This is a genomic window from Rhizobium sp. CB3060, from assembly GCF_025200735.1.
Lineage (GTDB): Bacteria > Pseudomonadota > Alphaproteobacteria > Rhizobiales > Rhizobiaceae > Rhizobium.
In genome coordinates this window covers 2,119,174-2,132,655 of the sequence record NZ_CP104158.1, presented here as the reverse complement: position 1 = coordinate 2,132,655, position 13,482 = coordinate 2,119,174, and the positions used below count along the sequence as shown (strand labels likewise).

General features: G+C 60.6%; 12 protein-coding genes. 3 read left to right on the top strand and 9 right to left on the bottom strand.

The window, feature by feature from the left end:
- Nucleotides 1-30: 30 nt before the first annotated feature.
- The 3 genes from N2601_RS10360 to N2601_RS10350 form a co-directional block, all read right to left on the bottom strand.
- Complete coding sequence (locus N2601_RS10360; RefSeq protein WP_104825151.1) at nucleotides 31-1,122, bottom strand: PQQ-dependent sugar dehydrogenase; 1,092 nt, start codon at nucleotides 1,120-1,122, stop codon at nucleotides 31-33.
- A 123-nt stretch (nucleotides 1,123-1,245) separates the two neighbouring features.
- Nucleotides 1,246-1,920 carry a class GN sortase gene (locus N2601_RS10355; protein WP_104823720.1) on the bottom strand — a complete coding sequence of 225 codons (675 nt, stop codon included), beginning with the start codon at nucleotides 1,918-1,920 and terminating at the stop codon, nucleotides 1,246-1,248.
- A 4-nt stretch (nucleotides 1,921-1,924) separates the two neighbouring features.
- Nucleotides 1,925-4,327, bottom strand: a complete 2,403-nt coding sequence (locus tag N2601_RS10350) for a marine proteobacterial sortase target protein (protein ID WP_104823719.1) — start codon at nucleotides 4,325-4,327, stop codon at nucleotides 1,925-1,927.
- Nucleotides 4,328-4,784: 457 nt separating this feature from the next.
- On the opposite strand from N2601_RS10350, the gene N2601_RS10345 reads away from it, so the two are divergent.
- A complete protein-coding gene (locus tag N2601_RS10345) occupies nucleotides 4,785-5,987 on the top strand; it encodes a pyridoxal phosphate-dependent aminotransferase (RefSeq protein WP_104823718.1) in 1,203 nt (400 codons plus the stop codon).
- Nucleotides 5,988-6,127: 140 nt separating this feature from the next.
- Here N2601_RS10345 and N2601_RS10340 read toward each other — a convergent pair whose 3' ends face one another.
- Entirely contained in the window at nucleotides 6,128-7,225 is a 1,098-nt protein-coding gene (locus N2601_RS10340; RefSeq protein WP_104823717.1) for a calcium:proton antiporter, read from the bottom strand.
- A gap of 231 nt (nucleotides 7,226-7,456) precedes the next feature.
- Between N2601_RS10340 and N2601_RS10335 the strand changes: the two genes are divergently transcribed.
- Nucleotides 7,457-7,738, top strand: coding sequence for a DUF2188 domain-containing protein (locus N2601_RS10335; RefSeq protein ID WP_104823716.1), 282 nt, complete (start codon nucleotides 7,457-7,459; stop codon nucleotides 7,736-7,738).
- A 71-nt stretch (nucleotides 7,739-7,809) separates the two neighbouring features.
- Here the strand turns inward: N2601_RS10335 and N2601_RS10330 are convergent, their stop codons facing one another.
- Nucleotides 7,810-8,721 carry a LysR family transcriptional regulator gene (locus tag N2601_RS10330; protein WP_104823715.1) on the bottom strand — a complete coding sequence of 304 codons (912 nt, stop codon included), beginning with the start codon at nucleotides 8,719-8,721 and terminating at the stop codon, nucleotides 7,810-7,812.
- A gap of 91 nt (nucleotides 8,722-8,812) precedes the next feature.
- Here N2601_RS10330 and N2601_RS10325 point away from each other — a divergent pair, with 91 nt between their 5' ends.
- A complete protein-coding gene (locus N2601_RS10325) occupies nucleotides 8,813-9,787 on the top strand; it encodes an NAD-dependent epimerase/dehydratase family protein (RefSeq protein ID WP_104823714.1) in 975 nt (324 codons plus the stop codon).
- A 9-nt stretch (nucleotides 9,788-9,796) separates the two neighbouring features.
- On the opposite strand, the gene N2601_RS10320 is transcribed toward N2601_RS10325, so the two are convergent.
- The 4 genes from N2601_RS10320 to N2601_RS10305 all read right to left on the bottom strand — a co-directional run bounded on the left by N2601_RS10320 (nucleotide 9,797) and on the right by N2601_RS10305 (nucleotide 13,298).
- A complete protein-coding gene (locus tag N2601_RS10320) occupies nucleotides 9,797-10,597 on the bottom strand; it encodes an aminoglycoside phosphotransferase family protein (protein WP_104823713.1) in 801 nt (266 codons plus the stop codon).
- 80 nt (nucleotides 10,598-10,677) lie between these two features.
- Nucleotides 10,678-11,790 carry an alkene reductase gene (locus tag N2601_RS10315; protein ID WP_104823712.1) on the bottom strand — a complete coding sequence of 371 codons (1,113 nt, stop codon included), beginning with the start codon at nucleotides 11,788-11,790 and terminating at the stop codon, nucleotides 10,678-10,680.
- 46 nt (nucleotides 11,791-11,836) lie between these two features.
- Entirely contained in the window at nucleotides 11,837-13,003 is a 1,167-nt protein-coding gene (locus N2601_RS10310) for an MFS transporter (protein ID WP_260303065.1), read from the bottom strand.
- Between the two features lies 1 nt (nucleotide 13,004).
- On the bottom strand, nucleotides 13,005-13,298 hold the full coding sequence (locus N2601_RS10305; RefSeq protein WP_104823710.1) for an ArsR/SmtB family transcription factor: 294 nt from the start codon (nucleotides 13,296-13,298) through the stop codon (nucleotides 13,005-13,007).
- Between the last annotated feature and the right edge of the window lie 184 nt (nucleotides 13,299-13,482).

The window sequence follows — 13,482 nt, the reverse complement described above, 5'->3', positions numbered from 1 at the left end:
AAGCGCGAAGGCCATTAGCGGCGGCCTGCATTATTCCGCGGCCCTGGAAACACGCAGCAACGCGCCATCGTCTTCGTCCGTCGTGAGCAACAGCGCTCCGTCCGGCGCGACCACGACATCGCGCAACCGACCGAATTCTCCATCGAACATGCGCTCGCGTTCGGTCACCTTGCCGCTATCGTTGCGATCGAGGCGCGATAACAGCTCGAATTTCAGCGCGGCGACGAGGAAATCGCCTTTCCATTCCGGGAACATTTTGCCGCGGTAAACGGCGATGGCGCCGGGCGCGATCGACGGGTCCCAATAGAAAAGCGGCTGTTCCATGCCTTTCTTTGCCGTACCGACGCCGATCTTGGTGCCGGTATAGTTGCGTCCATAGGAGATGACCGGCCAGCCATAATTCTTGCCCGCCTCCGGTGTGTTGATTTCATCGCCGCCTCTGGCGCCGTGTTCAGCCGTATAGAGCTTGCCGTCAGCAGCGTCGAAGGTAATGCCTTCGGGATTGCGATGCCCCTTGGACCAGATTTCCGGCAGGGCCTTTGCGCCATCCTTGAACGGATTGTCGGCGGGAATGCTGCCGTCAGTCCCGATATGGATGATCGAACCGGCATCGTCTTGGAAATCCTGGGCTCGGTCCTGTTCACCGCGGTCGCCGAGGCTGACGAACAGGCTGCCATCCTTAGCGACCGCAATACGCGAGCCATATTGGATGCTGCCGCGCGACATCTTGTTCATCACGAAAATGCGTTTCACGTCGGTCAGGCGCCGTTCGTCCGGCGATAAGACCGCGCGGAAGACTGCCGTGCCGCTGCCGCCACCGGCGGCGATGGAAGCGGTGAAATAGATGGTACGGTTGCCGGCGAATTTTGGATCGAGGGCGACGTCAAGCAAGCCGCCTTGGCCGCGGGCATAGACATCCGGCACACCGGCGATCGGAGCCGACGTCTGGCCATCACGGATGACGCGCATCCGGCCCGGTCGCTCCGTCACGAGGTAGGCGCCATCCGGCAGCACTTCGACGGCCCAAGGATGGTCGAGGCCGCTCGCGATCGTCTCGATCTTCACCTTGACCTTCTGCGTGCCGATCGTCTTGACCGGATCGGCAAGGGCGGCGTTCGCCATCAGCAGCGCGGAAGCCGCAAGGACAGTGCAATATCCCGTTCTGTGAAGGCGCTTCAATCCGTCTCCTCCCTTCGATGAACTGTTTATGCAACGTGGGACGAGCGGATTGCTGTTCAAGGCGCGTTACGGCGAGGGTAACGTCTTTGTGTCCAGTAAAGCCGTTTGTTTGGCGGTGTCCACTAACTCGGCATCAAGGATATAACGCAGCGGCCCGCGCGTGACGGCGCCGAATGGCCAGCAGGTGGCGAGTGCCAGGTGACGACCGGGCGTGGCGGGATCGATGCCGTTCCGGTCCCATGGTGCGACACGGCCCTGACCGGCCCGGAAGGTGAGTATCCTACCGTCGCGGCGGGTGACTTCGATCAGATCGCCCGGTTTGATATCCTGCAGCCAGCGGAAATGTGTATCGCGATGGGCGGCAATGACGGCGGTGCCTTCTTCGCCCGGCTGTGGCGTATTCGTCAGCCATCCAGGCCCGAAAGCCAGCGCTTGGCCGCTGGCGCCGGCAAGCACGATCGCTTCCGCACCGATCCGGGGTGCGCGGACCTCGGCCTCGGTGGTGAAATCCGCCCAGGGCCACGGCTTTGCATCCTCGCCACGAGGCTCGGCGGCGAAGGCGCGTTTCAGCAGGATCTGCGCAAGCTCGGCCTTGGCTTTCATATAGAGGCCGTTGCCGAGGAAGGTCAGGCCTGTCACGGCAAGGGCGGCGATGCAGGCGAGGGCGAGCTTTTCGAGGCGTGTAAATGCCTTCTTCCCGAGGGGAGAAGAAGGGGAAAATGCAGTGCTTTCCCCTCCCATCACATCACCATCCAAAGACTCGGCGGCGCAGCAGCATCAGCCCCGCCGCGATCGCCGCGAAAACAAGTAAGGTCAGGCCGATCAGGATGTTCCGCTCGGCCGGTGTCGCAGTTTGCGGCAGGTTGACACTCGATGTGGCCTGGCGGGCGATCATGCCGGCGGTTGCGGGTGTCGGCGCGGCGGCAATCTGGCTTGCCAGCGCGGACTGTCGCCTTGCTGAGCCGTTCTTGGGAAGCATGGCGCCGTTAATATCGGCCTGATCTGCTTCAGCCTGTTCATCGGTCGTGCCGATCGGCTCGACCGAGGCCTTGCGTTCGCCGCTGGGCGCAGTGACCGGAGCTTCGCCTTCGCCGAAGACCTTGTCGAAATCCCAGCCGGCGGGCAAGTTGAGCGGCAGCTTGGCGGAACCAAGCGGCTGGTCGGTGGGGCGGGAGGGCGTGACGTCGACGGCGACCAAGCTGGTGACGCGTGAGACGAGGTGGTGGGCGAGTGCCACCGCTTCGACCTGCTTGTCCAGCGCTCCTTGATCCTGAATCTCATAGGCGCGAGCCTCGATATCGTCGATCTTGCGGCGCGCCCAAAGCTGCGAAATGCCTTTGCCTTCGGCGGCATTGGCGATGTCCATTTCGACGCGCCAGGGCTGGGCGCCGGTCTTGCCTGATATCTGCAGCTTGCCGTTCGGCTGTGCGTCGGAGAGCTCGGCTGTCAGCACCACCGGTTCACCGGTATAGAGGTCGGGCATCGGATTGGGTGTGATATCGTCAGCCTTGGCATTGTCGAAGCTGGCAGCAATGTCGGTCATCGCCGGATTTTCGAGCTTGGTGAACAATGCGCCCATGCGCTCGGCCACCTGATCCTGCGAACCGATTGCGGTATAGGTGCCGCGACCGACTTCGGCGGCCTTGGTCATGAAGTAGGTGTTCGGTGCGGAGCCGATGCCGACGGTGAAGACGCGGGCTTCGGCGCGGTTCTGGCTGATCTCCTGAAAGAGTTGCTGCTCGTTGCCGATCGCGCCATCGGTCAGAAAGACGACCTGGCGGAGCGCGCCATTGGCGATCGGTCCCTGATTGCGGAGTGCATCCGACAGGGCCGGGAGCATTTCCGTGCCACCAGCGGCGGTCAGGCCATCGACATAGGCGATCGCCTTTTCCCGGTTATCCGGTATGGCGGCGACGAGACCGTGGAAATAGTCGGTCATCGTATCGTCGAAGCGGATGACATTGAAGCGGTCGCCGGGTTGCAGCTTGGAGATCGCAAGCGCCAGGCTGGCGCGGGCTTGTTCGATCGACTGGCCGGACATGGAGCCTGAATTGTCGATGACGAAGACTATCTCGCGTTTCGGCTGCTCCGTCGTCGCATCCGGTGCCGTCGGGGGCGTGACGAAGGCGAGCAGATAGGTCTTGCCGTCCTTCATTTCCCGGAAGAGGCCGGCGCTCGGCGTCTTGCCTGGAGCCGCCTTCCAGCTCAGCTCGAAATCGCGATCGGCAGGCACGGAGTCGCCTTTCAGCGAAATCGCACGGTTCTGTTCGCCGTTCTCAGTGATATTGATCTCGTGGAAGGCGGACTTTACCTCGCCGAGCGGGAAGCCGGCCTTGAGGTTGACGGTCAGCGATACCGGATTGATCTTGGCATTTTCACGCGGATCGAGAACTGGAGCTTCGATCTTCTCTCTGTTCGGCACCGGGTCCTGCGGCACGGCAAAGCCGGTGCCATTGTTGAACTCGACGCTCTGAACGATCGGCTGCGGGTTATAGCGCGGCGCGACGACCATCGGGAAGCGCAGCGAGAATTCGCCGGACGACTGATGGACGCTCTGTTGGTACTCGATCTGCATGACGACGGTTTCGCCGGGGCCGATATTGGCAACCTGATTGGTGAAGATGTTCGGCCGCTGCTGTTCGAGCAGGGCCGTCTTCTTGCCCTGGGCTTTGGCATCCTCATAAATCTGCCGGGCCTCCTGGCGCGGCTTGATCTGGCCTTCGATGAAGCGGTCGCCGATCTGCATGCGCAGCGTGTCGACGGCTGCATTGTCCGGCAGCGGGAAAACATAGGTGCCTTCGACCCAGCCCTTGCTCGGGTTCTGGAACCGCTGCGTAACCTTGACGCGGGAAACCGGGCCGGTGACGTCGATTTCGACATCCGTCTTCAGGCGCGGTGCCTCGACATAATAGCCAGGCTCCTTGGATGGGAAGAGCAGCGAGCCGCTGTTGACGTCGTTCGGGCGAACGAGGCCGGCGAGCTGCCGGCCGGATTGGCCGGCCTGGTCGGCGATTTCGGCGCGTGCGGTGGTGATGAGACTCAGCATCATGACCGCCAATGCGGCCAATGTTGTTATTGCGATCGAGAAGGAAGAGATGAGATTGTGCGCCCTAAGGCGCTCGGTTGTGCATTCGTCACCCAGAAACATGGCTACCCCCTGCGTTACTGGTTCCGATTGCACGATAAAAGTGTGAGAGGTGGGCTCCTTCAGGACCGAATTGCGGCGCCGTAAAGCATTTGTTAAGGCTAATTTGTGGCAATCAAGATGTATGACGATCTATATGATTTTCGTGAAGAATTTCCGGTGACTTGAGAGCTTGAATCAGCCGCCTCACAAAATGATTCAACCGTCGGGCAGAGCGTTCGCATCTGTCCGCCTTTCATTCGCTCCATTCAGCCGGAGCGTGTGGGTGAGCTTCGTTTCGGAAAATGGCGGGCGTATGGCAGCCCAACGATGACGTGTGGCGCGCCGTCTACGGCTTTCGAAATAACGTCACTGTGACGCCTTTGTGCTTGAAACAGCGGGCTACATTCGACATAGAGCTTAGCGCAGAAATCTGGTCCACAGGCTTTCTGCCCACTTCAACCGATTAGGACCGATCATCATGGCCTTTCTTGCCGACGCTCTTTCCCGTGTAAAGCCTTCTGCCACCATCGCCGTTTCCCAAAAAGCGCGCGAGCTGAAAGCAAAAGGCCGCGACGTGATCGGCCTCGGCGCCGGCGAGCCGGATTTTGATACGCCGGACAATATCAAGAAAGCCGCCATCGACGCGATCAACCGCGGCGAGACGAAGTACACGCCGGTCTCCGGCATCCCCGAGCTGCGCAAGGCGATCGCCGCCAAGTTCAAGCGCGAGAACAATCTCGACTATACCTGGGAGCAGACGATCGTCGGCACCGGCGGCAAGCAGATCCTGTTCAACGCCTTCATGGCGACGCTGAACGCCGGCGATGAGGTCATCATCCCGACGCCTTACTGGGTATCCTACCCGGAAATGGTGGCGCTTTGCGGCGGCACTCCGGTTTTCGTCGCAACGACGCAGGCGAACAACTTCAAGCTTCAGCCTGCCGACCTTGAGAAGGCGATCACGCCGAAGACCAAGTGGTTCATGTTCAACTCACCGTCCAACCCGTCGGGTGCTGCCTATACGCATGCCGAGCTGAAGGCGCTGACGGACGTGCTGGTCAAGCATCCGCATGTCTGGATTCTGACCGACGACATGTATGAGCACCTGACCTATGGCGAGTTCAAGTTCGCCACGCCGGTCGAGGTCGAACCCAGCCTCTACGACCGCACGCTGACGATGAACGGCGTCTCGAAGGCCTATGCGATGACCGGCTGGCGTATCGGCTATGCTGCCGGCCCGCTGCAGCTCATCAAGGCGATGGACATGATCCAGGGTCAGCAGACCTCGGGTGCGACCTCGATTGCGCAGTGGGCTGCCGTCGAAGCGCTGAACGGTCCGCAGGATTTCATTCCGCGCAACAAGAAGATCTTCGAAGGCCGCCGCGATCTCGTCGTGTCGATGCTGAACCAGGCGAAGGGCATTTCGTGCCCGGTTCCGGAAGGCGCATTCTACGTCTATCCGTCCTGCGCCGGCCTGATCGGCAAGACCGCGCCGACCGGCAAGGTCATGGAAACCGACGAAGACTTCGTCTCGGAACTCCTGGAATCGGAAGGCGTCGCCGTCGTCCACGGTTCGGCCTTCGGCCTCGGCCCGAACTTCCGCATTTCCTACGCGACTTCGGAAGATCTTCTCGAGGAAGCTTGCCGCCGCATCCAGCGCTTCTGCGCGGCTTGCAAGTAAGCAGTCGAAGATAAGTCAAATGAAAGCCCGCCAGAGATGGCGGGCTTTTTGCGTTCAGGCCGATGGCTTCGGGTTCATCAACTGATTCAAGCGCTTCGCAATTTGAGTCCGCCTGTCGGTGCAAGTCATTGAAATCAGGCTCAAAGCCCCAATCCCGTCAGCATGATGAAGGTGGCGAAGAGGATGAAGTGGGTCATCCCTTCAATGGCATTGGTCTCGCCGTCGTTGAGATTGATCGCGGCGGCAATCAAGGTGATCATGATCATCACGGTCTGTACCGGCGACATGGCCATGATGAAGGGCTGGCCGGTATAGAGCGCGATCGCCTCCATGACCGGCACGGTCAGGATGACAGTCGAGAGCGAGGCGCCCATGGCGATGTTGATAGTCGCCTGCATGCGGTTTCGTAGTGCCGCGCGCAGTGCGGTCAGGATTTCGGGGGCGGCGGAAATGGCGGCGACCACAATGGCCGCGATCGCGGGCGGCGCGCCGCTATCCCTTAGACCGACATCCATGAAGGCTGACATGAACTCGGCAAGCCCGCCGATCAGCACGACGCCGATCAGGATCGTGACGATGGAGATCGCAGTGGCATCTTCGCCATGATGATCCTCATGCGCGCCATGTTTCTTCTCGGCGCGCGGATAGCTGTAGCTGAAGAAATAGCTGTGCTGACCGACCTGCATGCGCAGGAAGAGGCCGTAGAGCGCGATCATCGCCACGATGGTGAAGGCGGAGTAATAGTGCCATTTCACATCGGGGATGAACTCCGGCACGATCATCGAAATGCCCATGGCCGTTAGGATCATGACACCGTAAGTCTTGCCGGAATCGTCGTTATAGGGCTGCTCGCCGTGCTTCAGGCCGCCGATCAGCGCCGCAAGGCCAAGGATGCCGTTGATGTCGAGCATGACGGCGGAATAGATCGTATCGCGCACCAGCGTCGGCGAGCTTTCGCCGCCCATCAGGATTGCCAGCATGATCACTTCGACGGCGACGGCCGACAGCGTCAGGATCATCGTGCCATAAGGATCGCCGACTTTCGTCGCCAGAATCTCGGCGTGGTGGGCAACGCGCATCGAGACAAGTACGATGGTTGCAATCAATGCGACGGCGGCCAACAGGGATGCGATCCGCCCCATTTCTAGCAACGTATGCTCACCGAGATAGGCGATTACAGCGATTGCAAACGCGATGATCAGGAACTTTTCCTGCTTCAGCCAGCTCGATATTGCCAAGTCCTCACCTTTCGCACGGATTCACTTTCTCAGTCTAAATCAATGATTTCGCACATCAAGCATGCGCGGAGATGACAAGATTTGCAGTCCGCGCCGTTTAATGGAATACTATCTCGATCGGTCTGCCCAACCCAATATCGCGGCATCCTTGCAAATCGTCTCAGATGGACCGCGGTCCTGCCGGGTAGTACTCGGATCCGAAGGTCTTGGCAGATGAGAAGGAGGCTGTGAATGGTCAAGGTCACTTACGAAATTGTGCCACATGATGGAGGATGGGCATATCGTTTCGGCGACGTCTATTCCGAGGCATTTCCGACTCATTCCGAAGCAGTGGAGGCGGCCAGGATCGTGGCGGCCGAGCAGCAGGTCGGCGGCGATTCGGCCGAGATCAGTTGGCAGGACGAGCGTGGAAAATGGCACGAAGAATATACCGATGGCGGCGACCGACCGGAAACTGAGGTTGTCGACGGTAAGGTCCGTTTCCCGCCTGTCGATACGGCTCCCGGCGCCTAAACGTTATGGCCTGCGTAAAGCTGCCGGCCAATCGGGATCACACAGCACGAGTTCAACCGGATTGCTCGTCGTCATGATCTTTTCTGCTCTGTGTCGGTTTTGACGTAGTCCAGCAATCCGCTCACCAGTGCATCGAACGTCACGCGGCAGCGCGGTGACGCCTTCAGATTCTCATGCATGGCGACCCAGGTGTCGAGCGGTAACTCGATTTCGGGCAGCAGCCGGACAAGATCCTCATCCCTTTTCGCAAGCGGCATTTGGTAGAAGCTGATGCCGATGCCAGCGCGCAACGCGTTGTGCAGAGCGATGCTGTTATCCGACTTGAAGGCAAAAGAGATGCCGTCCAGCATGGGATAGCGCTTCAACATCGTGCGGATGTAAGCGGTCTGTCGGTCGAAACCGATCAGCTTGTGATGGCGCAACTCACCGATGCTTTTGGGCTCGCCGTATAGCTCCAGATAATTGCGATGGGCGAACAAGCCGAGGGAGATGGTGCCGATACGGCGGGCCAACAGGGCATCCTGCGTGGGCGCGACCATGCGCACCGCGATATCCGCTTCTCGCAGCAACAAGTCCTCCACCGCATCCGAGGCGGAGAGTTCGATGACAAGATCGGGATGCGCGGCCTGCAGCCCAGCCAGGATCGGCGGCAATACTTCCACGCCGATGACCTCGCTGGCGCTGATGCGCACGGTGCCGCTGACCCTATCGTGTGCACCGGAAGCGACGCGGAGTAGGGCGGCGGTCGTGCTGGCCAACGTTTCCGCATAGGGTCGGAGGGCGAGGGCAGCGTCCGTCGGAAGAAGGCCTTGTTGCGAGCGCGTGAAAAGCTCGGCGCCGACGGTTTCTTCCAGCGCGTCGATATGACGGCCGATGGTCGGCTGGGTCAGACCGAGATCCCGGGCGGCAGCCGAAAGCGAGCCGTGGCGGAGTACGGCGAGGAAGGTGCGATAGAAATCCCAGCTTGGTTCCGATGTCGTCATATATTTTTGTATATCATATCCAGATTTTTCGGCAATTTCGTTTATCGAAGTTGCGCGGCATAGTCACACCATCAAATCGATGGAGATGACGATGACCGAGCAGATGAACAATGGAAAGACGGCTCTGATATTGGGTGCCACTGGCGGCATCGGCGGCGCCGTTGCCCGCGGCCTTGCCGCCCGCGGCTGGCGCATCCGGGCGCTGAACCGCAACGCAGCCGCGGCTGCACGCCGGGAGCCCGGCTTCGATTGGGTGCAAGGCGATGCGATGCAGGCGAGCGATGTGTTGAAGGCGGCGACGGGTGTCGAGCTGATCGTGCATGCCGTCAACCCGCCCGGCTATCGCAATTGGGGGCAACTGGTCCTGCCGATGCTCGATGGCACGATCGCAGCGGCGAAGGCAGTCGGCGCGCGGATCGTCCTGCCGGGCACGGTCTACAATTTTGGGCCGGATGTCCTTCCCGATGTGACCGAGGACAGCCCGCAGCATCCGCAGACACGCAAGGGTGCGATCCGCGTCGAAATGGAGCGGCGGCTGAAGGTCGCGGCGGAGGCCGGCACGCCGATCATCATTCTCCGCGCCGGGGATTTCTTCGGTGGGCATGGCACCAATAGCTGGTTCTCGCAGGGCATTGTCAAACCCGGCAAACCAGTGACATCGGTGACCAACCCGGGAAGGGCGGGCATCGGCCATCAATGGGCCTATCTGCCCGATGTCGCGGAAACGATGATCCGCCTGATCGAGAGAGGCGATGCGCTTCCGGCCTTCGCTGTCTATCACATGCGCGGCCATTGGGATGGTGACGGCCGGCAGATGATCGGCTCGGTCGAGCGGGCAGTCGGACATAAAGTGAAAGCGAAATCCTTTCCTTGGTGGATACTGCCGCTTGCCGCTCCTTTCGTGCCGCTGATGAAGGAGTTGCGTGAAATGCGCTATCTCTGGAAAGTGCCGCTGCAGATGAGGAATGACAGGCTGCTGGCTGTGCTCGGCGAGGAGCCGCATACTCCGATCGACGAGGCGGTGAAGACGAGCCTCATGGCACTCGGCTGTCTGCCGGCACGATGAGAAACGTTGTCAGGTCCGGAGTTCGGCCAACGCTATCCTGGCGACGATAAAATCCGACTCGGCATTCCTGCTATCGCCGTCGCTGAGGAACCAGGCGGCGGAGAGGCCGGCATAGGCGACGATCCATTGCAGCATCCGCTTCGGTTCCAGTCTTGCTTCGGTGCAGACGATCGGCAATTGCCGCTGCAGGCGACCGGGAGCGGTGACGATGGGGAGTTCCGGATTGCAGAAGGTATTGGCGAAATCGTAACCGCGTTCGCCATGAACACGCTTCGGGTCGATGGCGAGCCAGCCGCGAGGACCGAAATCCATGATATTCTCGTGGTGGATGTCGCCGTGCAGCACGGTGAGATCGCGTTGATCGGCAAGCAGGTGACGGGCAATCTCGGCGCAGGTGGCAAGAAGACCGCCATGGGCACGGGCCGCCGGCTCCAACTCGCGGAACCAGAGATCCAGCGGGACAAGATCCGGCAACGGTGTCGCGCGCGGTGCGTGAAGCTTTGCGGCCGTGCGGCAGATGATCCGGCTTGCTTCGTCATCACCGCCTTCCATTGCCATCGTCAGCAGCGAGCCCGGTCCGGTCGACCGTTCCAAAAGCGCAGCGTCGCTGTCGTGTTCATAGACATGCGCGGCGCCGTCGCCGTCCCACCAGCGCAGGACCTGGCTGCCGAGCTTCTCGTCAATATCGAGGGCGACCTTCAGCATGGCGGGCAGGCCGCGCCAGAGGACCGGCAGGAGATGGCTGGAACGGGTGATGATCGCGTTGCCATCCGGCGTGAGCGACCAACGGTTGAGATAGGGATCAAACATACGGGTACTCTAACGGCTGTCGCCAAAAAGAAAATCCCGCCTCGCAGCGGGATTTTCCGTCATGATCGGAGCGGCGGAAGTTAAGCCACTTCGTCCAGCGTCGGGTAGTCGGCGTAGCCGTTTGCGCCGCCGCCATAGAGCGTTGCCTGGTTCAGCGCGGTGAGGGAGGCGTTTTCCTTCAGCCGGCGAACGAGGTCCGGGTTGGAGATGAACGGCTTGCCGAAGGCAACGACGTCGGCCTTGCCGCTTTCGACCGCTTCGATCGCCATGTCGCGATTGTAGCCGTTGTTGAGCATCCAGGCAGACTTGCCGCCTGCAGCCTTATAGGCAGCGTGCAGCGCGTCATAGTCGAAGGGCAGGAAGTCGCGCGCGCCGCCGGTCTGGCCTTCGACGATGTGGACATAGGCGAGACCATATTTCGCCAGACCTTCGACGACGTAGGTAAAGAGGGCCTGCGGGTGAGGATCGCTGGAATCGCCCGACGGCGTTACCGGCGAGACGCGGATCGCAGTGCGTCCGGCGCCGACTTCCTTGGTCACGGCATCCACGACTTCGAAGAGGAAACGGGCGCGGTTTTCGATCGAGCCGCCATACTGGTCGGTACGATCGTTCACATCGGCGCGCAGGAACTGGTCGATGAGATAGCCGTTGGCGCCGTGGATTTCGACACCGTCAAAACCGGCTTCGATCGCGGCGCGGGCGGCCTTGCGATAATCCTCGATGATTCCCGGAATTTCCGAGGTCTCAAGGGCGCGGGGTTCGGAGACATCGGTAAATCCGTCGCTACCGTCGCTGTTGACCAGATAGGTCTTGGCATTGTTGGCGCGCTTGGAGGTGGAGGAGACGGGCTTGCCGCCGTTCGGCTGCAGCGTCGTATGGGAGATACGGCCGACGTGCCACATCTGCACGACGATCTTGCCGCCGTTTGCATGCACGGCGTCGGTCACTTTCTTCCAGCCGTCGAGGGCTTCCCGGGTGTAGAGACCGGGCACGTCGGCATAACCCTGGCCCTGATGGGTGATGGCGGTCGCTTCGGTGATGATGAGGCCGGCTGTGGCGCGCTGGGCGTAGTATTTGACGTTCAAATCGTTCGGCACCGCATTCGGAGAACGATTGCGCGTTAGCGGCGCCATGACGATGCGGTTGGCGAGGGAGATATCGCCAAGCTTAGTCGGTTCAAAGAGTTTGGCCATGGGAGGTCCTTTCTTGTTGTCCGGGGTGAAGTGTTGAAAGAAAAGCTTAGGAGGAGGCGGGTGCGGCGCTCTTCGCTCTGACCGTCGCGAAGATCAACGCCACGGTGGCAAGGCCGAGGAGAGCCATCGCGGCACCGGCCAGCGGCACATGCGACAGCGAGAAGCCGGTATCGATGACGACGCCACCGACCCAAGCCCCGAGTGCATTGCCGGTATTGAAGGCGCCGATATTGATGGTCGACACCAGGTTCGGCGCATCCTTGCCGAAACCGACGACGTTGATCTGCAGCGCCGGCACTGCGGCGAAGTTTGCCGCAGCCCAGAGGAAGAGGGTGATCTCGGCTGGGACGAAGGAATGGCTGGTGATGCTGAATATGGCCGAGGTCAGCGCGATTGCCGCGAAGGTGCTGGCAAGCGTGGTGCCCAGACGCCAGTCCGCAAGCTTGCCGCCGATGAGATTGCCGATGGTCAGGCCGATGCCCATCCATAGCAGCGTCAAAGATACCCATCGCGGCGAAACGCCGGTGATTTGGCGCAGCAGCGGCGCAATATACGTGAACAGGGTGAACATGGCTGCGGCGAAAAACACCGTTGTCAGCAGCGACAGCCATAGGCCGAGACCGCGTAGCGCCAAGAGTTCGCGGGCAAGACTGTCCTGGCGGACTTCTTCTCCTTTTGGCAGGACAAGCACCAGGCCGATAAGCGAGGCGACGCCCAGCAGGGTGATTATCCAGAAGGGCGCATGCCAGCCGAAAGCGTGGCCCAATGCGGTGCCGAGCGGCACACCGAGCACATTGGCAAGCGTCAGACCGGTGAACATCAATGCGAGGGCGCGAGCCTTGCGGTCCTCAGTGACGAGGCTTGCGGCGACAACCGAACCGATGCCGAAGAAGGCACCATGACAAAGCGCGGTGACGATGCGGGCGATCATCAGGACCCAATAGCCGGGTGCGATGGCACAGAGCAGGTTGCCGAGGATGAAGAAGCCCATCAACATGATCAACGTTGAGCGGCGGCGCAGATGCGCCGTGGCGATGGCCATGATCGGCGCACCGATCGCCACCGCCAGCGCATAGCCGGTCACCAGCCAGCCGGCTTGCGGGATGCTGATGGACAGATCAGTGGCAACTTCGGGCAGCAGGCCCATGATGACGAATTCAGTCGTTCCGATGGCAAAGGAGCTCAACGCCAGGACAAGGAGGGCGAGCGGCATCTCAAAGTTCCTTCTGAAGAGTGGCAAGGAATTCGGCGATGGTTTCTTCGTTGCGCTTATAAAAAATCCACTGGCCGAGGCGCTTGGTGGTCACCAAGCCAGCGCGATGCAATGTGCCGAGATGGGCGGAAACGGTGGATTGCGATAGGCCGCAGCGCTCGAACTGGCTGGCGCAGACACCCAGCTCCAGCGGATGTTCCTGGGTCGGAAAATGGGCGTGCGGATCTTTGAGCTGATTGAGGATTTCGAGCCTGGCGGGATGGGCCAAGGCCTTTAGTATCTCAGTTCTATCCATGACGTCACCGGCTGAATATCGAAAATTAACGATTCATGTATCGTCGATTTTCGATATATCAAGATGCGGCGCAGCAAATTATTTTATGCAATGCGCTTCGTGGGCATGCTTAGAATTTGGGCAAAAAAAGAGGGCCACCGGAATAACCAGGGCCCTATAGGTGTGAAGGTCAAAAACCTCCAGA